We start from the raw sequence: 21,766 nt of genomic DNA on the forward strand, positions 1-21,766 counted from the left end.
AGATTCACATTTAAATGCGTAACACTTGGGCAAACACTTTTATTACTGGCGCATTATTACTCTGTACATCATTGGCCTTTTTCGGCCAAGCTCATGCATTGACATCGCAACAGCAAAACTATCTCGATGCTCGTCAAGCACTGGATAACAATCAACTCGACAAGTATCAAGCATTACGTCAAAAATTAGCCGATTATCCGTTAACGGTTTACCTCGATTACCACGCTAATATCGATAGCATAGTGCGATCTTCTGGGCAAACGGCACTGAATTCAATTAACCAATTTGATACCACCCCGTTATACAATAACGCCCGTTATCGATACCTGCTCCATGCGGGGAACAAACAACATTGGCAAGACTTTCTGGTGATATCCCCAGACACGCCTAATGATGTACGTCTACAGTGTTATTATTACCAAGCACAACTTGATGCAGGTAATAACACTATGGCATACAAGGGGATAGAACGTTTATGGGTTCATGGTTACTCACGTCCAAAAGAATGTGATGCCGTGATTAACCAATGGACTAAAGCGGGCTACCGCACACAAGAACTCCTCTGGGCCCGTATGCTGCTGAGTTTTAATGCAGGGCAATCTAGTTTGCTGAGTTATTTATCGCAAAAAGTCACCCAACATGATGACGAAGCCAAGCTATTATTGTCTGTTTATCGCGATCCCAATCGTTTGCGTCATATGAAAAAATTTGCCAGTTCTAAACCGATCATAGGTGATATTGTCGATGCCGGATTGCGTAAACTGGCACTCAAAGATTTACATCAAGCGATTAAATTATATGTTAAATACCAAAAAACCAATCGTTTCACCGACGTTGAAGGGCGCCAACTTAATCGCTATTTAGTCCGCCGAGCATTAATTAAGCAAGATGAAAAACTGGTGTCACACATTGATACCATGCTGCCCTTAATTAAATCTGATGACCTATACGAAATTCGCTTACGTTGGGCCATTGGTGAGCAAGACTTTACTACCGTAGAGAAGTATTTAGCCTTGCTGAGCGATCAAGGTAAAGCCGATCCGCGCTGGCAATATTGGCAAGCTAAGATGACCTCTCGCCACGACAAAACAGCGGCGATAAAATTACAGTCAAGCTTAAGTGGCCAACGTAATTTTTACGGTTTTAATGCCGCTGAAGCCTTAGGTAAACCTCTGGCGATGAATGATGATAATTTGGCACCCAACCCCGAGTTGCAAGCCAGGTTACACCAAGACCCAGGGCTTGCTCGCGTGATTGAATTAATGGCCTTAGATAAACAGATTGATGCCCGTAACGAATGGCTCTATTTAATGCGCCGCCACAACAGCGAAATGAAGGCACAATATGGCCTATTGGCCTTAAATAACGGCTGGCATGCTTTTAGTGTCGAATCGAGCATTCAAGGGCAATTATGGAATTCATTAGCCTTACGTTTTCCTAAAGCCGCCAATGATGAATTTGTCAAAGCCAGTAAAAAGTTCACGGTAAACATTGACGAGATCCGGGCGATTTCTCGTCGAGAAAGTGCATTCTATCCTTATGCGACTTCAGGTGTGGGTGCCAGGGGGTTAATGCAATTAATGCCCGCCACCGCCAAGCAAACCGCTACAAAGAACAAAATACGATTTAATGGCATAAAAGACCTGTACGACCCTAAAGTGAACATTATGTTGGGCAGTGCGTATTACAGTGAATTACTTAAACAGTTTGATCAAAATAGGGTGCTCGCAACGGCAGCTTATAATGCCGGTCCCGGGAGTGTTCGACGCTGGTTAAAAGTCTCTAAAGGAAGCTTAGATGTGATGAGCTTTATTGAAACAATTCCATACACTGAAACCCGTGAATATGTGCAAGCGGTGCTCAGTTACAGAATGATTTTTCAACACAAAGATAATCCAAGTTTGGGGATGTTTAGCTCAAAAGAGTTCAGCCATCGTTATTAATAATGACCAGTTTACTCGTCGTTAGTAATAATAGCCGCCACAACGTGGCGGCTATTATTACTTAACACAAGTCGCAGGGGTAACGTATGATCACCATTCTCCGCTGACTCAATAATTGTTGATAATCATTTGCGATTTAACCCATTACGCTTATGCTGATCCGGTAACGAGAAACCATAACGCTAAGCGATAACGACAAACCATCACTAGATACAGTAATCGATAATCAATAATCAATAATCAATAATCAACCGATAATGGTTCATGACTAAAAGTTGGAGTTTTCGTGTCGCAATCAAATATCCAAACATTACTCAATCAACTGAGCCAAGTTTTGCTAGGTAAACCTGAGCAAATCAAACTTGCCGTCGCTTGTATCCTCGCCAAAGGTCACTTACTGATTGAAGATTTACCTGGCATGGGTAAAACCAGTTTATCCCAAGGCATTGCCAGCAGTTTAGGCATGAGTTATCAGCGGATCCAATTTACCAGTGATATGTTACCTGCTGATATTCTTGGAGTATCCATCTACAGTAAAGAGCAACAACAGTTTATATTTCACAAAGGCCCGGTGTTTAATCAAATGTTACTGGCTGATGAAATTAACCGCGCTAGCCCTAAAACCCAAAGTGCTTTACTCGAAGCCATGGCAGAACAACAAATTACCATTGATGGGATCACCCACCCACTTAGCTCACCGTTTTTTGTTATTGCGACCCAAAATCCGGTTGATCAAGCGGGTACTTTCCCTTTACCCGAGTCGCAACTTGACCGGTTTATGATGCGGATCTCCATCGGCTATCCCAGCGCCGAAGCCGAGTTAGCCATGTTAAAGTCGCACACCCAAGCCAGTAAACCGGCATCATTATCGCAATGTTTAACCCCGCAAGAGCTGATGTTGTTGCAACAACAAGTGGCCCAAGTGTCAGCTTCTGATGCGGTACTTAATTATTTAATTGCCTTGGTGGATTTTTCTCGTCAACACAATACCGCCAACGGTTTATCGCCACGAGCCAGTATTGCCCTATTACAAGCAGCCAAAGCATGGGCCTTTATTCATCAGCGCCAGTACGTGGTACCCGAAGATATTCAGGCGGTATTTGCCTCGGTTGCCGAACATCGCATTCGCAGCAGTAGTCAATTTCAAGGCCAAGCTTTGTCTGACACCATACTCGCCAGCGTCAACCCCATACGTTAACGGTACTGGCTCTCATGGCTAAATCGACAACAGCAAAAAAGCATGCTTCACCACATGATGCTAGTGGCGCGTTCAAGCCATCTCGATTAAGTCGCCTAACACCCTCATGGTTGACACAACGCTGGTCAAGATGGATAAGTAAACGTCTGCCACCGCAAAAACAAGTTACCCTCAGCCATAAAGGCATTTTTATCTTACCCAGTGGTTTTGGTCTGTTTTGGCTTGGATTGATCGTCTTACTGTATTTATTTGGCACCAATTATCAAAACAACTTAGTGATTGGCTTAAGCTTATTACTCGCCAGTGTGTTCCATACCTGCATTATTTACAGTTACAAAAATTTAGCAGGATTAACCTTCAAGGCCGTCACGCCGCCACATGCCTACGCTGATGACAGTATGCCATTCCCGATCATGTTAACCGGCCATACTCGACAAGATAATCCCGATACCACCCACCAGCAGATTTGCTTGCAATTTAGCCATCAGCGCCATGCTCGCGTGAAGAGAATGCAAGAACAAACCATTGCAACCGTAGTGTTTGAACACACCAAACGCGGTCGATTAAATCCGGGACGGATCAAAGTCTCATCGTACTTCCCGTTAGGATTATGCCGCGCCTGGTCCTATGTCGACTTAGACATTCATCATGTTATTTTCGCCAAACCAGAAGTGTGTGATATCAAACTGGCAAGCCACATCAGCGACAATGACACACAATATGAACACGGCAAATTGCATCCAGGCGTTGACGACTACAAAGGCTTACGCAGCTATATTCCAGGCGAATCACTCAAACAAGTCGCGTGGAAACAATGGGCTCAAGACAAAGGGATGTTAACCAAAGAATTTGCTGAACCTGAAGGGCTACCTGTGTGGTTAACATTAGCCAATACGTCGGGGAATAACATTGAACACAAGCTCAGTAAATTAGCATGGCAAGTTGATAAGCTAAGCCAATCCCAACAAATATTTGGCTTAATACTGGATGAACATATCATCAACCAGCAAACAGGCGAAGCACACCGAGTGGCCTGCCAAACAGCCATTGGGACTTATCATTTACCCACGAATATGAATCCAGATTTTAGTCCAAGTCATGTGACAAAGTCGTCAGTAGGTGAGCCATTATGACCGATAACTTTGATACTATTATTAGTCGTAATACCTTATTTTGGTTATTAATCACCAATGTCGCCATCCTCAGTCCCTTGCATGAACAAGCTACGTTATGGAGTCTTGGCATTTGTGCCATTTGCTTTATTTGGCGAGTCGGGATTTTTCTCGGTAAAGTGGCCGCACCACCCAAAATACTGGTGACCTCCTTAGCTATTGGCGCCGCCATTACTCTCGCATTGGTGTCCAGTGAAATAGGGTTACTCAATGCGCTGGTTAACTTATTAATCCTAGGTTATGCGTTAAAATACATTGAAATGCGGGAACTCCGAGACGTTAAAGCCATTGTCTTAGTGGGCTATTTTCTAATCGCGCTGACCTTGCTTGATCAGCAAAGCATGCTTAATACCTTGCACTTGTTGGCGGTAACAGTACTCAATACCGGGGTGTTAATCAGTGTTTACCAGGATAAGTCGAATAAAGCCGCCAACCTCAGTTTTAGCCTTAAATTGGTGCTGCAGAGTTTGCCATTAGCCATCTTGCTATTTGTGGTATTTCCACGGTTAAGCCCACTGTGGTTAGTACCGAACATGAAAGCCGCCACAACGGGTTTATCCGATGAAGTCTCCTTTGGTGACATTAGCAAGTTAACCCGCTCTGCTGAATTAGCTTTTCGAGCCGGTTTTGAAAACCCAGACGGCAGTACCTTAGGTCCGGCCAATAAAGATCTCTACTGGCGCACCTTGGTGATGGAAAATTATGATGGCAAAACCTGGCGCCAAGACCCCAGTATTCAGCAGGTACAGCATCAGGCCTATTTTCAACAGCCCGAACGTCAAGCACCTAGCGCTAATGATATGAGTAGGAAAATTAACTATGTGGTCATTAGCGAACCCAGTCATCAAAAATGGTTGTATGGTTTAGATGAAGCGTTTAGCGAAAATGATCTCGTGGTTGAATTAGCAGATTATCGTTTGTTTTCATTAAGACCTGTCGATCAACGTATGAGTTATCGGGTGACGTCATATCCAGATCTCATTATGGACCCCAAACTCGACCGCAATACCAAACTGATAAACCTCACGTTGCCGTCCAATAGCAACCCGAAAACACGCAAACTCGGCTTACAATTTGCCAAAGATTATCCCGACCCACAGGCGCGCATCAATGCCATGATGAATTACTTTGCCGTGCAAGCCTATTACTACACGTTAAGTCCACCCAGTGTCGGTGAGCAGCAAATAGATGATTTTATGTTTGAAAACCGGGCCGGATTTTGTGCCCATTACGCCTCTGCAATGGTATTTATGGCGCGCGCTAGTGGTATTCCAACTAGGATGGTAACGGGTTATCAAGGCGGCGAGTACAATGCTAAAGCGGGTTACTATAGCGTTTATCAATACATGGCCCATGCTTGGACCGAAGTCTGGTTTGAAGGCCTAGGTTGGCAACGCTTTGATCCTACCGCGATGATCGCACCGCAACGAATACTCGATGGTTTTGATGCCACCTTTGACAGCCAAAGCAGCTACTTACAAGACAGTCCTTTTAGTTCTCTGCACATGAAGCAATACCCATGGTTAAACGAGTTGCGTCAACAGCTTGCCAGTGTCGATTATTATTGGAGCGTGTGGGTGCTAGGCTTTGACGAACAACGAAAACAGCAAGTGTTAGCAAGATTATTGGGTGATGTGAGTAGCAGTAAAATCGCTTTATTGATGATTTTCAGCTTTATGATCATCGCGCTGATGATTGCTTACTACGCGGGGTTATTCAATGTTGACCGCCAACAAGACCCGCTTAATAAACGTTATCAGATCATTTGTCAGCGCTTAGCTCAAAAAGGCATCGCCCGCCAACAAGGCCAAGCCCCGTCTGATTACGCCGCAGCGGTTAACGCACATTTAAGCGCCCTATCACCTCAGATAGCCTCTGACTTTACAGCCTTAAGCAATGCCTTTGTGGCACTTAAATATCAACCGCTCACGGTGCAACAAGCACAGCAACGGCAGCAACAATTTAAGCAGTTATACCGTCGATTACGGCTGCGACTTCTGCGCCGCTGATGTTGGGCACAACATCAGCAATCATTCTGATTATTAACGGTTTTGATTGATGAATTCAGACAGAGTCCATAGAATGAATTAATCTCAAATTAGCGGGTTGCCCATGCTTACTTTAATTCAATCTAATCAGATGGAAGTGTTATCTGAACAACTGGCCAAACTATTGGCCATTCCCTTAGATAACGTCAGTTTATTAGCCAGTGAGCATGTGTTAGTACAAAGCCCGGGAATGTCGACTTGGCTACGCTTAGAGATTGCTAAACACAATGGTATCGCTGCCGCATTATCGTTCCCTTTGCCATCAAGTTTTACCTGGCAGTTGTGCCATGACTTGCTGCCTAATGTGCCAAAAGATAACGCCTTTACCAAAGCCGCCATGACGTGGAAATTGATGGACTTATTACCCAGTCTGTTAGATAACCCTGATTTTAGTCCGCTAAAACAATACTTATCACCGCAAGTAGATACCACAATAGATGCATCAACTGATGTTGCTGATACAGATGTAGGTGTAGACGCGAATACTGATACCGATGTTCATACAGCAAATACCCACGCCTTATTGCAACTCAATCAGTCACATGACGCGATTAAGCTGTTTCAATTGTGTGGCCGTATTGCCGATATTTTTGACCAATACTTAGTCTATCGCCCCGAGTGGATTTTAGCGTGGGAGCAAAACCAGCCATTATCGAGCCTAGACAATCGCCTTACATTAGATGAAAACCAACAATGGCAACCGATCCTGTGGCGGGCATTAATCGACTATAACCAACACCATTTACACGCCAGCCATTATCATCGCGCCAATTTGCATGCCGACTTAATCGCAACCTTAGCCAATCCAGACACTGACTTATCCATGCTACCCGCACGATTATACGTGTTTGGTATTTCCTCCATGCCGCCGCAAACGCTGGATGTCTTGTACCACTTGGCCAGTCGTATTGACGTTATTATGTTATCACTCAGCCCTTGCCAGCATTATTGGGGCGACATTATTGAACCCAAAACCCGCGCTCGCATGGCACTGCAATACGCCAACAAAAAACAACTCGACCAAGACTGGGAAGACAAGCTAGAAGTGGGTAACCCGATATTGGCCAATAATGGTCAAATGGGCCGTGAACTGCTCGATTTAATGCTTGGCCTACCGCCAGAACATACCGACTTTGGTTACGATTGTTATGTGGAACCCGAGCCCAACAACCTGCTGCACGGGGTGCAATACGATATCCTACAAATGGAAACTCTTGGCCAGCCATTAGGGCCAAATGCAGATTTATACCAAGATATTCATGCTCGCCGTGAATTATTACCCAGCGATGATTCGATTACGCTGCGCAGTTGCCACAGTGCCCTGCGAGAAGTAGAAACCTTACATGATCACCTTTTAGCGTTACTGTCTAACAATAGTGAATTAACCCCGAAAGACATCGTGATCATGATGCCCGATGTGGCCGCTTATGCCCCCTATATTGATGCGGTATTTGGCACCGCCAACAGTCAGTATTTTGCCGATAAAAACCCGCAAAAAGGCGACTACTATATTCCCTATGCCATTGCCGACCGAGGCGCGGCGCAAGAGTCACCATTAATTAATAGCTTTTTAAGCCTGTTAAACATCAATCAAAGTCGCTTTGGCCTAACGGACATTATCGGTATTTTAGAAGTGCCAGCCATTTTGCGCCGCTTCCAACTCGATGATGACGAATTGTCATTGATCCGCCGCTGGTTAGATGATGCCAATGTGCGTTGGGGACGCAGTGAACAAACTCGCAGCCAATTAGGCGTGCAACCTTTTGCACAAAACTCATGGGCATTTGGCATTAAGCGTTTAATCCTAGGTTACGCCTTTAACGACGAGGCCGACATTTACCGCGACACCTTAATGGTACAAGGCATTGAAGGTCAGTCATCACAGGCATTAGGTAAACTGCTCAACTTTTTAGAAACCATTGACCGCTATTTTACGTTATTTGCCAGCGACTTCAGTACAACTGAACGCCTCGAGCAATTACAGCAGTTACTAGCCGATTGTTACGACACCGACGATGATGAACGCGAGCAGATTCAAGCCATTCGCGACGCCTTGGTTACCCTCGACACCGAACTTGACAGTGCCGGTCATCAAGGCCAAGTGAATATCGAAGTGTTGAAACAATGGTTTAATCAACGCTTAACGGAATCCCGAGTCGGCCAACGTTATCTTGCCGGCAGCGTCAATTTTTGTACTTTAATGCCCATGCGCTCTATTCCCTTTAAGGTGGTGTGTTTGCTGGGCATGAATGACGGCGTCTATCCACGGGTACAACATCCTGTCGGGTTTGATTTAATGGCCCATTTTGGCCCTAAAAAAGGTGACCGTTCGCGCCGATTAGACGACCGATACCTGTTTTTAGAGGCGTTATTGTCAGCCAGAGAGCAACTGTATATTAGTTATATTGGCCACAGTGAACGCGATAACGCTGAGCGTATTGCGTCGATGTTAGTCTCTGAGTTAGTGGAATATTGCCAACTAAGCTACCTGCCGCAAAAAATGGTGCAGCAGCTTGAACAGCAAGCTGATATCAACCTTGATGACGCCGACAAAGCCGTATTAACCCAGCTCATTCAAGCACAACCATTACAACCTTTTGACGCTAAACTGTTTCGCGACACACAACAAACTGTCGATAGCTTAAGCAAATTACAACACAGTTTTAATGCCCAATGGTGCCCGCCACCAGCCAATGCGACCATCAATAATCACTTTTTCCAGCAAGCATTACCTTTATCGGTCGAACAAGCCGATGAGGTATTTGCCCACACTCAAATCAATAGTGAAGGGATTAAAGTGGTCGAGCTTGAGTTATCGTCATTAATCCGTTTTTATCGTAATCCGGCGCAATTTTTCTTTAACCGCAGTTTAAAAGTGGATTTGTCGCTCAATATTCAAGCCGATGACAACGACGAACCCTTCAGCTTAAATGCACTCGAGCGCTATTTACTGCAATCAAGAATGCTCGACAATGCCATTGAACACCAACTCGACAGCCCTGATAATGAGTTGCTCAGCAAGCTCAAAACCAGTGGTGAACTGCCGATGGCGCCGTTTGATGACTTGTTAATCAGCCAATATTTACGCGATATATCGCCATTGATTAATCGGGTGCAGTTTTTACAAGATCAACAAGCCATGCACACTTTACATGTGGATGTTAACTTTGATCTACTGGTGCAGGATTTACCAGCACAAGAGCATGCACCAAAGGTGCGAGTGAATCTTGCCGGGCGTATTGACGATATTTTGCCTAAAGGTTTAGTTAATTACCGCCCAGGCACAGCCCACGGACGGGATTTTATTCGAGTATACTTACGCCATTTGTGCATCAATGCTATGGCCAATTCGTCAACGTCGGGCTTAGGTAAAAATCAATTTAGTTACCTACTCGACATTGGTCATTTTCATGCCTTTGCACCAATTACTGCCGAGCAAGCCAAAGCGCAATTGATGCGCTTTATCACTGGTTTTATTCAAGGCCAAGCTCAACCCTTGTGTTTTATGCCTAAAACAGCTTTTACCTATGTTGAAACCGAAGGCGATCATGATGAAAAGCTGCTCAAAGCCCAGCAAAAATGGGATGATGGCCAAAATAAATTTGGTGAAGGCCACGATCCACATAACCAGCGGTTATTTCATTTCCCAGACGACTTTGGTGAAGCGACATTTGGCGCGTTAGCCAACCAATTGCTGCAGCCCATGTTAAGCCAATATCACAAAGATAAACTGGCGGAATTAGAACCCTTTGTCAGTGGCACAGCGGTAGACATTCAAGCGCAATTCATTTCCAGCGCAGCCCAACAAGGAGCGCAATAATGGAGCCTATTAACGTCGCACCGCTAAATGCCCTCACCTTACCTTTTAACGGCTCCAGCTTAATTGAAGCCAGTGCGGGTACCGGCAAAACCTATACTATTTCAGGTTTATATTTACGCTTGTTACTCGGTCACGGTGAGCAATCGCCGTTAAGTTGTGAGCAAATTTTGGTAGTCACCTTCACCAACTCCGCCACCGAAGAGCTGCGAGACCGTATTCGCAAACGGATTAAATTAGCGTTTAAGCGTTTTTTAGGCTTAGCCGTTAATGATGACTTTATTGAACAACTTTACCAAGACACCTCAGAGGCTCAGCGCCCAATAGCCTTAAGACGCTTAGATTTAGCCTTAAAGTCGTTAGATGAAGCGGCTATTTTCACCATTCATGCCTTTTGCCAACGGGTGTTGTCCGACATGGCATTTGAATCATCATTGTTATTTGAGTCAGAGTTTACTCTCGATGACAGTGAGTTTTTACACCATGCGGTGCGCGATTTCTGGCGTGAAGTCTGTTATCCATTGCCACCCTTTTTGGCCCAAGCCATTAGTGATGTGTTTGCAGAACCCGATGTTTTAGCCCAAAAGCTGCGACCATTATTAGGTGCCAGCCAAGCTGTGCTATCAAAACAACCACCAGCCTTTGAAAAACTGCAACAACAGCTAAGCCAAAGCATCAGCCGCTTTACCTTACTTTGGCAAAGCCTGCACGACAACACGCTGGAATTATTACAATCGTTACCCTTAAACGGCCAACGTTTTGGTAAAGCCGCCGACGGCTACCCTAAGCTTAGCCAACTGTTTGACAGCGTGACTAACTGGGTTAAATTTGGCCAGGGATTACCGCCATTAAAAGCGCTTGAACAGTTAGCATTGTCCGAGCTAAAGCTCAACAAAGGTGGCGTGATCCCGACGGCAACTGAAGCGCCATTACTGGATCATATTGAGCGTTTACTGGAACTGATTAACGAGCTGATCCCGTCGTTTTTAGTGCGTGCCCGTGAGGGAATACGTCAGCGTTTTGCCGGCCAAAAACAGCAACGCAACTTAATGACCCCAGATGATCTGTTGCTCAGCTTAGCCATGGCGCTAAGCCAAAATCCAATCACCCTCGCCCATGCCATTGCTAAGCGGTTTCCGGTGGCGTTAATTGATGAATTCCAAGACACCGACCCACTGCAATTTACTATTTTCAATCAGGTGTATCAGCAGCCGTTAGCCTCACAACTTGAGTTAACCCCAGATACGTCTGCTAAGGCTCAACAAAATGATACGCCTAAAGGTCACTTAAGCTTATTAATGATTGGCGATCCCAAACAGGCTATTTATGCTTTTCGTGGCGCTGACATTTATACCTATATTGCCGCGCGCCAACAAACTCAAGCGCATTATAATCTTGATACTAATTACCGCTCATCGACTCAGTTAGTTAATGGGGTTAATCAGTTATTCAGCCAACATGACGATCCTTTTATTAGCCAAGCCATTCCTTATGATAGTGTCAAAACACCCTCATCGGCGGCCAATAAACACCTTAGCGAAGCTAAGCCAAATCCCGCAGCTCTGCGGATCCGCTTATTAGCAGAAGACGATGTTAACGGCCTAAATAAAACCACCGCAAGGCAGCGCTTAGCCGCTGATGCGGCCAGTGAAATAAAGCGCTTACTCACCGAAGCACAACAAGGGTTATGTAAAGTCCATGCAAGCCTAGATCATCCAGGCGAGCCGTTAATCGCTAAAGATATTGCTATATTAGTGCGCGACCGTAATGAAGCCGCAGTAATGAAAGCCGCGTTATCAGCCCGTAAAATTGGCGCAGTATTTTTAAGCCGGGACAGTGTATTTAACACCATTGAAGCCCGTGAAATGGCGATTCTACTGTACGCATTAGCCACGCCCAAAGATGAACGCGCTATCCGCGCCGCACTCGCCACCGAACTGGTCGGTTTTAATGCCCAACGCATTCATCAATTTAATCAGAATGAAGAGCAACGTCAGCACGTATTAGATCAATTTCTACATTGGCATCAGTTGTGGCAACAGCGCGGCGTAATGCCAGCGCTGCTTAACTTTGCCAGCGAAACCCAACTGATCCACCGCTATTTGTCGCAATCATTAACCTCCGAGGCCATCGATGTTGATGACCATTACATTAGCATTGACAGTAACTTCAATGATGCTGATGAAGACAACTCAGCAGATTTAAAAGCATCGGGTGAAAGACGCTTAACCGACTTTAGGCATTTAGCCGAATTACTGCAGCAAAAAGCCACTGAACTCGATGGCAGCAGCGCGCTTATTAACTGGTACGAGCAACAACTGATTGGTAACAATGGTGGTGATGAGCAGCAACTGCGCTTAGAAAGCGAACAGAACTTGGTGCAAATTGTCACCATTCATAAGAGTAAGGGCCTAGAGTATCCAGTGTGCTTTGTGCCGTTTGTCAGCTTAGCCCGTGGCAATAAAAAACGCCCAGCACCGATGATGTACCATAAAAATGAGCAGCTTATTTGGGATGTCGACGCCACCGACGAAGGCTGGGAGCAACTGAAACAAGAAACCCTCGCCGAAGATTTACGCCTGCTGTATGTGGCGTTAACTCGACCGGTTTACGTGTGTTATGTGTATATTGCCAACCAAAGCCGCCAGTTAAAGGCTGGGATCAGCAGCCAGTTGCATGAAACCGGTATCGGTTATTTATTGGGTATTACCGACAAGAAAACTGACTTTGCCCTTATTCAAGCCAGAGTGAATGCGATTGCGACCTTACCGGCGATGAGTGTGCAATGTTTAACCAGCGATATTGACGATTCAGTACTCGCAGATATCAATGATAATAATGACGCCTTAATGGCCAAAAAAGTGACTCGAGCAAAGAGCCTAGCTTGGCGGGTCGGCAGTTATTCAGGCTTAGTCAAACATTTGCCACATGAAAGAGTCGCGCCCGGCGCCGATGATGAAGATTTCAGTGATGAGTTAATTCAATTACAGTTGCAAGATGACGTTATCACCGAACCGGTACTGGATCGCTTTAGTTTCGAGCGTGGCGCCAATGCCGGTAGTTTTATGCATCTAGTGTTAGAACTGTTTGATTTCACTCTAGCCGACAGCGAACTGCCACCAGCACTGGCTAAAGCCATGAAACAATATGGTTTTGATGAAACCCTTTGGCAACAACCGTTAACCACTTGGTATCAGCAAATATTAACCGCGCCACTATTTATTCCGCCATCGTTTTCCGCGCCATTAATTACCGCGTCAGCGTCAGAGGATGCGTCACTGTCTGTTGTCGATAATAGCCAAGATCAACCCACTTCGGCGGTGACATTGAGCCAATTAGGCATGCAGCAAAAAATGGTCGAAATGGAGTTCTACTTACCGATTTCAACCTTACCGGCAGCGAAACTAAATCACCTTTTGCAGCAGCACGGTTATGTCGGCGGACTCGACTTTGACACCTTAAAAGGCATGCTAAAAGGCTTTATCGATTTAACCTTTGAACACCAAGGACAATTTTATATTGCCGATTATAAGTCCAATCATTTGGGTGATAAATATAGCGATTACACTCACTCGGCAATGGCTAAAGCCATTGATAGTCATCGCTACAATTTACAATACATCCTCTATACCTTGGCGCTGCATCGCTACTTGTCGCTCAGATTACCAGACTATAATTATCAGCAGCATATTGGCGGCTGTTATTATCTGTTTTTACGCGGTATGCATCCACAGCACCCAGGTGCTGGAGTATTTTACGACAAACCACCGCAAGCATTAATCGAACAACTCGACCGCTTATTTTCAGATCAGACAGACAATCGAGCCCCGGAGACATCATCATGTTAATGCTCAGCCACCCGATCACGCAGTTACTCGACCTTTGGCAACAGCAGCGACTCATTACTGCGCTCGATAGGCATTTTGCGCTAGAGCTGGCCAACATTGAAACCATCAATAACGACCCAAGCATTACCGAAGCACAATCGCAGCTGTTTTTACTCATTTGCGCCTTGCTCAGCCAGCAATTGTCTAATCAGCACAGTTGTTTAGTCGTTGATCAAATTGATTTAGGCAACCCCATGGCAGAAGATAGCCATCGTCACGCTGAGATCAATTGCGCTATCAAACTCAACCATCAACAATTGATTGAGCAAATATGTTTATTCGACGCTGTAGGTCAGCCGGGCGATAACACCCCGATGATTTTTGAGCATGGGCGCTTATATTTAAACAAGTACCATTTCTTTGAAACTCAAGTGGCCGCTAAGTTAACCCAACTGGCCAATCAACCGATTGACATCAACGTTAATAACAGCACCGTCGATAACACCAACCTGCCGCAACTGATCGAGTGCTTATTTACCGCAGAAAACAGCCATAACAGTCAATTTAACTGGCAAAAAATCGCCACTGCCACTGCATTAGTCAAGGCATTAGCGGTGATCACTGGCGGCCCGGGAACCGGTAAAACCACCACAGTGACTAAATTATTACTGTTACTGTTGACCCAATCGGCGCTAACAATCCGTTTGGTCGCGCCCACAGGCAAAGCAGCAGCAAGGCTGAGTGAGTCTATCAAGGCGTCAAAACAGCGTTTATTGCAAGAGCTAACCCAAGTCACCTACCCAGCATTGGCGAAGATATTAATCGATTCGCTAAAACAAATTCCAGAAGACGCCTCAACATTGCATCGATTACTGGGAGTGATCCCCAACTCGCATCAATTTAGGCATCATCAACATAATCCACTGCGGTTAGATTTATTGGTTGTCGATGAGGCATCAATGGTCGACTTACCTATGATGTATAAACTACTTAGTGCCCTGCCGCCTCATGGTCGCTTGATATTACTAGGCGACCAAGACCAATTAGCATCAGTAGAAGCTGGCGCAGTGTTAGCCGATATTTGTGTTGGCTTAAAACAACATTCTAACCAAGCAAACTCATCACCGTGGTCAATGCGCTACAGCGCAGCGCAAGCCAAACTAATTGAGCAATTAACCCAACAAGATGTTAGCCAGTTTATTGATCCACAACCTAAGATTGGTGATAGTTTATGCATGCTGATGCACAGCCATCGTTTTAAAGGCGATCGGGGGATTGGGCTATTAGCGAGTGCGGTCAATCAATCTAATGTGAATGCAATTCGCCAAGTATGGCTACAAAAACATGCCGAATTAAACTGGTTTGAGCATCAACATAACGCCCTGGGCGATAACAGCGGCAAACAAGCGTTATTGACCTTATCGGTACAAGCTTATGGTGAGTATCTAAGTTTGGTGCAAGAAAATCAGCAAAGGATAAATCAGCAGACGATGTTGGATCAAGCGGATGTACAAGACAGTGTCATAACATTGCCCCATTCAGAACAAACCATCATCGACAGCTTCAATCACTATCGGGTGTTGTGCGCCATGCGCGCGGGTGAGTTTGGTGTCGAAGGGATGAACATCGCCATCACCGACAGCCTTAAACAGACCAAACTGATTAATCCACACCATGAATTCTATTTAGGTCGACCAATCATTATTCAAAGTAACGATTACAACTTAGGCTTATTTAATGGCGATATTGGCTTAATCTTGCAAGACAGCACTAAGCCGAGTCGCTTAATGGCCCACTTTGTGATGGCTGATGGCAGCTTGCTCAAAGTATTACCGGCACGCTTACCGAGCCACGACACTTGCTATGCCATGACAGTACATAAGAGCCAAGGCAGCGAGTTTGATAAGGTCAGTTTTGTGTTACCCCATAAGCCCAGCCCAGCCCAATGGCAGTTACTCAGTAAAGAACTGCTTTACACCGCCATCACCCGCGCAAAGAACCATTTCTATTGTTTAGGCACTAACATGATATTTGAAAAAGCCAGCAAACAAGCCACATCGCGAGCATCGGGGTTAGCTTGGAGATTGTGGGGCTGATTGTGTGGAGAGCGTTTGCGGGAGTAATTTGGGGGAAGAGTAATGCTACAACGCGTGTTGTTGGGCTAACACGCAGGTTTACTATTCAGACTGGGTTTTTCGTCATACAATCAATCTTTGTAGCGGCAAGTCAAACCGAATGACGGATAACAGCACTTAGACCTACAAAAATAATGGTCGACAACTGAATGATTGAACATCGCTAATCGATTTTATATTAAGTTGATTATTCTACTGTTTATTAGTTTTTGTCGGGCTTGGCCACGATTTGACTCAATTTATTCCACTTCTATTAAAAAAGGGGCGATTTCCAACCCCTTTTTTTTCATTTTCTAACGGTTGTAGCTCGGATAAGTGTGGTTTGCAGCAAATCACGTTGATTGATTACTTTCTGCCACCCCCTTGTGTCACTTTTATGCTGGTGGTTGCGGTAACGTCGTTGTTGTTGGGGTTTGCATCATCTGCGCTAGCCACTGTGGCCGTCCAGTTAATGGTAGTAGCATAACCAAGGTCAATAATGAAGATTTGAGTGAACGACTCACTTCTGTTGGCACCTAGATCAGTGAATTCAAAAATCCATGGTGAGCCATTGATAGGGCGTCCATTTGTCTCTTCGGCGCTTACCGTAACGGTACCGGAAGCAGCGTCTGGCCCTGCATTGGCGATGGACACAATAAATTCTCTGCCCTCTTCCATGCCGTCTATCATGCGCACGGGTACCTGTAGACCGGATTCATTACTGATCGATAAGTCATAGGTGATATTGCTCGAGGCCACGCAAGATACAGGGGTGGCATAATCGAGCGGCATCGGCCAGTTGTGCATGAAATTAATCACGGCGCGAGTATCATCAGCTGATTGGGCAAACCCACCGATATTACCGCCAGTGAAACCAGCAGCAATACCCTCTCCAGTAGTTGAATCGGCCATATCGGCAACACAATGCCCATTTTCATCAAAATTATTACAGAACACCGCCTCTAGGATAGAGCCCTTTTTGATGAAGAATCGATCTAAATTATCAGGAGTGACGGCCAAATACTCGAAGAAGCCAAAGCTTGTATCGCCAAGTATATAAGCGGGTCTGGGCAGTGATTTAGTCTCACTTGAGAAGTTTTCTAAGCGAGCATACCTATAATCTCCAAAGTCCAAGAAGACTTTAGTGACAGTTTCCATATTACCTTTTACTTCTTCCCTGTAATCCTCATATAGTTTGCCAAGGATAGTGTCATCCACTTCCGTCAGACCAAATATCTGATTGAGATAGACAATCAGATCCACATTAACTTCGCCAGACTTTCCAGACGCTGTACCGATCCCCCTTGCTGCGGTGTTAAGTACATCAACACCTTCAGGTAAACCAACACCTATGTCACCCGTCAGCATCAGTTGCCTGTAGATAGCTAGATTCTGTATTGGCGAGTCGATAGTGCTGGTCACTACTATTGGCGTAGTCGGATCAATGCCATTTTCGACCGTGTTAGCAACTAAACGTCCGGCGGGATCGAGAGTGACACAATCTGCGGTGGACAAGCTCACAATCACGTCGTCTAATTGAGATTCAAATACTGATGAACCCGATCTAGCAACATTTATACGACCAAAATCAACCTCCTGTGTACAGCCCGTGCATTCAGCGGCGACTGCGCAGGAGTATTGATCGATGCTACTAACAACATCTTTTCCACCTATTTTCACCGCGCAACTCGTTGGACACATAGTATCGAAGTCGTTGGACACATTAAAAGCGATGGGTTGTCTACATAATCCCCCCCAGACCTCTAAACCAGTCTCGGGATCGATTACAAGCTGTGGTTCTGTTGGGATGGGAACACCGTTTTCATCCCGATAGAGAATAACTAGCTCCTTATAGTCAGGTGTATCTCCACTTTCACCGTCACTTCCACCTCCTCCACCGCCCCTTCCACCACTGGGGGCAGCACTGATATTAGCAGTAATGATTAAGCAGGTAATCAGAAGCAGTGCAATGTAACTTTTCAAGGCAAAAATATATTTTTTCATTTTATAACTCCCTGTCATTTAGATGTATAACAACGATTTGCAAAATACGCATTGGTCCAAACTTATAAGATAATTACGTAATAATATTGTTGTTCAGGAATCATCCACTTAGTGCTGTCTGCGACCCAATGAGTTAGCGGTAATTATTAAGAATTCGCTCATACCTCTGAGATTACGGCTAAGTTAAAAATATTTGAATCTTGGCTTATAATTCTCAGAATATAATATTTACCGCACATGATAAGATTAGACTGCGTTAAACCGATAAACTAAAAAATAACACCCCAACTTGCTCAAATATTGACCAAGATCAATTTGTGTCCGGTTCGCAAGCGTATCTTGAAACTAGGGTGAAATCGCGAACGTTTTTTGAACAGTATTAGTTTGTTTAATGAGCTGCCATAGTTCATCAAGTCTTCATAGCTTGAACGATTTCTTGTTTTTTGTTTGCAGGTTAAGCGTAGCGTTCAAAAAGCAAGCTCTCATGCGATAGCCCTAACCTTGGAGTGTGTTAAATGGCGAGGGAGGTTAAAATGAATAAGATTAAGTTTGCAATGACTTTGACAGCAGCATTGATCCTATGTGCTTGTAATAGCGATGATGCTACAGACAAAGGTGAGTTGACTATCGCGATATCAGACGCACCAATGTCAGGTGTTAACGAAGTAGGCATGGTGTTAGATCAGCTTGTTGTGAAAAATCAACAAGGTGAAGAGCAGCGTATTACGTTGCAAAATCGTGAGTTTAATTTACTACAGTATCAAGGAATGGAACGTAATTTGGTGCTGAATAAATTTCAACTCAAAGCAGGTCAATATAATGATGCATATATCAGCATCGTACAAGGTGATGGTAATCAAGGCTCATATATTAATAATGCCCAAGGGCGCTTTGCTCTAGAAGCCGAAGAGGGAAAGTTACCACTTCGAAATTTCCAAGTAACCGCGAACAAGAACTTGGAAATGACAATGGAGATTAATCTCTATAAAGCGTTAACCCAGCAGCAAGATAAATTCCAATTGCGACACCGAGGCGTGTGGTCTGTCGATAATGCAGATATGGGGCATTTACGTGGTGATGTTGATGCTCAGTGGATTGCAGATTGTGAAACTACCTATGTCGATTTGGCTGACAATGGTATTTTTGAGCATCTAGCCTATCTATATCCAGCAAAAGTGACTGAATTATCCATGATGGCCGATATGGGATCGACTCCGCCTGACGGGTTAACTGAGCCGATTTCAGTGGGTCCTGTTTTTCAGGACAACCTAGGTGATTGGCACTTTACAATGGGTTACTTACCGGCTGGCGATTATCATGTGGGATATACGTGCCTAGGTCATCTTGATGATCCTGAAGCAGATAATATTACAGATGGGCCATTTGTAATATTTAAAGATGCTGGCGCAGTTACCGTCGAGGCGGGCACGACAGGGGGACATCTAAATATTATGGATTGCAAAGATTAGTGGCCTGAACCTAAGGACCTATTTATTCATGAATGGGTCCTTTTTAGTTTTAGTTTTGTCAATCCTTATAATCGTGCCACCCATTTTTCTACCCTTGAAACGTTCACCCAAAACACTAGATTAAGTAGCCCAAGACGTTACCAAAAAATGGGTTGTCGACTGCCAGCACGTCACTGGGTTACCTGCACTACTATTACCGTTCCATTTTTATCGCTATATCACCTAACAACACTCAACACCACTAAATCAATATGATGAATTGGGCGTGCTCTCAGGGTTGATTTCACCGTAAACCTCTTCAGGATCAACATCATTAATCAATAACATTTCCCTAACGGTTTCAATGTGATCTAATATCTTTTTGTAATCATCACCATACTCATATTTAGTGACTTCAATTGATTTAGGCATGTAGGTAAACGCAATTTTCAATGCGTTTAAAGCAGGTCCATTCATTTTTTCACTTATTTCCTCACTCATATAAAAAATTCCTCATCTAATTGTTTGGATTTTAAAGCGCCTTATTTAACTTGACCACTTCACGCAGACTTGCGATTGATTGTGTAAGTAAAAACCAGGCGAGTTATGTCGGTCCGCTGGAGTAAAAATAACCATGCTACATTATATGGCCCAACTTTCTCTAGATACCTTTGGCTAGCTTATTAGGCCGCTCTCTCATGGTTAACATCCGTATTTCAACAAAAGGATTTTGAACCGCGCTACGGGGATACAAATAAAGTCGCTATCCCTCCGAAATACAACATCAGCAAAATAACACTTTCCAAACCAATGTTCCCTAGCCCGTGGCGCTCACGATAGATCAATCCCATGATAAGCACACATGTCATCAGCATCGAGTTGGCGAGCCAGAATTGCTCGGCGCTCGAAATGGCAGCATAAATAGAGCCTTCTCTATAGGCTAAATCCGATGCTGCGATGAATAGCGTGTCAAATGCATTGCCGCCGATAATATCACCGACAGCCAAGTTTGGCGCGCCCATCCTAACCGCGGTGATGGCGACAACGAGTTCAGGAACTGACGTAGAGACGGCCGTAAACACTCCGCCGACAATGCTGTGTGACAAACCCGTTTTATCCCCAAGAGGTATTGCAAGTTGCGCGAGACCCCAACCAGCCAAGGCGACAATAGCCGCATAGCCGATAAATTGTAGCCAGAGCCTCCAAAGGTGACGGCTGCGATAGCGGTGACCCGCTGGTTCTGATGCAGTGTCGGCCGTCTTTCTCGGAAACCACATCGGCATGTGGTGCATACGGGCCAGCAGATGAACACCAAAAATATATGCAAAGATCACAATCACCGTCGCCGGATGGACGGCGAAGAAGCTGATAGTCGGGAAAGATAACGCTAGCGCATGGATGCTTAGTAAGGTCAGAAGAAAGGCTGACATGAATAGATTTTCAGCGGATGCAGCTGCGTGCTCCAGGTTCGCGCGCTTGTATGCAATATCAGCTAAAGCAAGAAACACGGTTTGTGCCGCTATGCCTCCTAAGCCGTTGCTTACTGCCAGTTCCGCGTATCCCGCGGCAGCGGCTGAAACGGAAGTCGTGATCCCAGACAGCGATGTTGATGCACCAATGAAAACCGCTCCCATAAGTGCTTCACCTAAGCCCGTATTGTGGGCAAGGTCGCGTGCGGTTTTAGTCATCTTGATACCAAACCAACCGATGATAGTTGTGATGCCAGCGAAGGCTGTCACAACAACCGCCAGCGACCAGCTGCCTGGGTCGACTATCATGTGAGTACTCCAAACATCCTGTTAGAACTCAATAATAGCAGTCAACAGCCTTTTTTGAATACCTATGATTGAGGTAAGTTTGCTAGCTTAATAACCCGTTTGGAATAAACACAGACGGCGCCAGTGAATCTGTATTCAAGATAACAATTTAGTCTTCATGGGTTGTTCTTTTTGCAAGGCATAAATCGCTTGTTGGACTTGGCCGATGCTTAATCCAGATTATGCACTTTTACGACTATTCAAACGGGAATAAGATAGATTTCATTCATTAATTACCCTCGAGATGTGTAATCGTCGTGACCAATATGCCAGGTCCAACTCAGCAGAAAGGCTTAGTACGAATCAAGTTAAAGAAGTGGTTAGTTTTATAAACTAGTATTTAAGCACAGAGCCAGTGTTGGCTGGATGAGGTCCCTC

Annotated in this window: 11 protein-coding genes; 8 read left to right on the top strand and 3 right to left on the bottom strand. The window is 44.9% G+C overall.

The features are described from left to right. Positions 1-14: 14 nt before the first annotated feature. From AAEY93_RS02385 to recD, 7 genes are all read left to right on the top strand, one after another. Positions 15-1,943 (top strand): transglycosylase SLT domain-containing protein, encoded by a 1,929-nt coding sequence (locus AAEY93_RS02385; RefSeq protein WP_124014194.1) that lies wholly within the window; start codon positions 15-17, stop codon positions 1,941-1,943. 286 nt (positions 1,944-2,229) lie between these two features. Next, the gene (locus tag AAEY93_RS02390) at positions 2,230-3,141 is read left to right on the top strand and encodes an AAA family ATPase (RefSeq protein WP_101030369.1); all 912 of its coding nucleotides are present in this window, start codon (positions 2,230-2,232) and stop codon (positions 3,139-3,141) included. Between the two features lie 14 nt (positions 3,142-3,155). After that, entirely contained in the window at positions 3,156-4,274 is a 1,119-nt protein-coding gene (locus AAEY93_RS02395) for a DUF58 domain-containing protein (protein WP_351074766.1), read from the top strand. After that, complete coding sequence (locus AAEY93_RS02400; RefSeq protein ID WP_351074768.1) at positions 4,271-6,322, top strand: transglutaminase TgpA family protein; 2,052 nt, start codon at positions 4,271-4,273, stop codon at positions 6,320-6,322. The genes AAEY93_RS02395 and AAEY93_RS02400 overlap by 4 nt, the downstream gene beginning before the upstream one ends. A gap of 103 nt (positions 6,323-6,425) precedes the next feature. Beyond that, positions 6,426-10,181 carry an exodeoxyribonuclease V subunit gamma gene (gene recC / locus AAEY93_RS02405; RefSeq protein ID WP_351074770.1) on the top strand — a complete coding sequence of 1,252 codons (3,756 nt, stop codon included), beginning with the start codon at positions 6,426-6,428 and terminating at the stop codon, positions 10,179-10,181. Beyond that, a complete protein-coding gene (locus AAEY93_RS02410) occupies positions 10,181-14,026 on the top strand; it encodes a UvrD-helicase domain-containing protein (RefSeq protein WP_351074772.1) in 3,846 nt (1,281 codons plus the stop codon). The genes recC and AAEY93_RS02410 overlap by 1 nt, the downstream gene beginning before the upstream one ends. Next, positions 14,020-16,101, top strand: a complete 2,082-nt coding sequence (gene recD, locus AAEY93_RS02415; protein ID WP_351074774.1) for an exodeoxyribonuclease V subunit alpha — start codon at positions 14,020-14,022, stop codon at positions 16,099-16,101. The genes AAEY93_RS02410 and recD overlap by 7 nt, the downstream gene beginning before the upstream one ends. A gap of 384 nt (positions 16,102-16,485) precedes the next feature. Here the strand turns inward: recD and AAEY93_RS02420 are convergent, their stop codons facing one another. Further along, entirely contained in the window at positions 16,486-18,123 is a 1,638-nt protein-coding gene (locus AAEY93_RS02420) for a hypothetical protein (RefSeq protein WP_351074776.1), read from the bottom strand. A 533-nt stretch (positions 18,124-18,656) separates the two neighbouring features. Here AAEY93_RS02420 and AAEY93_RS02425 point away from each other — a divergent pair. After that, entirely contained in the window at positions 18,657-19,592 is a 936-nt protein-coding gene (locus tag AAEY93_RS02425; RefSeq protein ID WP_157822162.1) for a DUF4382 domain-containing protein, read from the top strand. Positions 19,593-19,838: 246 nt separating this feature from the next. Here the strand turns inward: AAEY93_RS02425 and AAEY93_RS02430 are convergent, their stop codons facing one another. Beyond that, positions 19,839-20,060: a penicillin-binding protein gene (locus AAEY93_RS02430; RefSeq protein WP_351074885.1), complete on the bottom strand. Its 222-nt coding sequence runs from the start codon at positions 20,058-20,060 to the stop codon at positions 19,839-19,841. Positions 20,061-20,311: 251 nt separating this feature from the next. Then, positions 20,312-21,349 (bottom strand): sodium:calcium antiporter, encoded by a 1,038-nt coding sequence (locus AAEY93_RS02435; RefSeq protein ID WP_198554718.1) that lies wholly within the window; start codon positions 21,347-21,349, stop codon positions 20,312-20,314. Positions 21,350-21,766 lie beyond the last annotated feature (417 nt).

The sequence above is a fragment of the Shewanella sp. CAL98-MNA-CIBAN-0140 genome (assembly GCF_040309905.1).
GTDB lineage: Bacteria > Pseudomonadota > Gammaproteobacteria > Enterobacterales > Shewanellaceae > Shewanella > Shewanella psychromarinicola.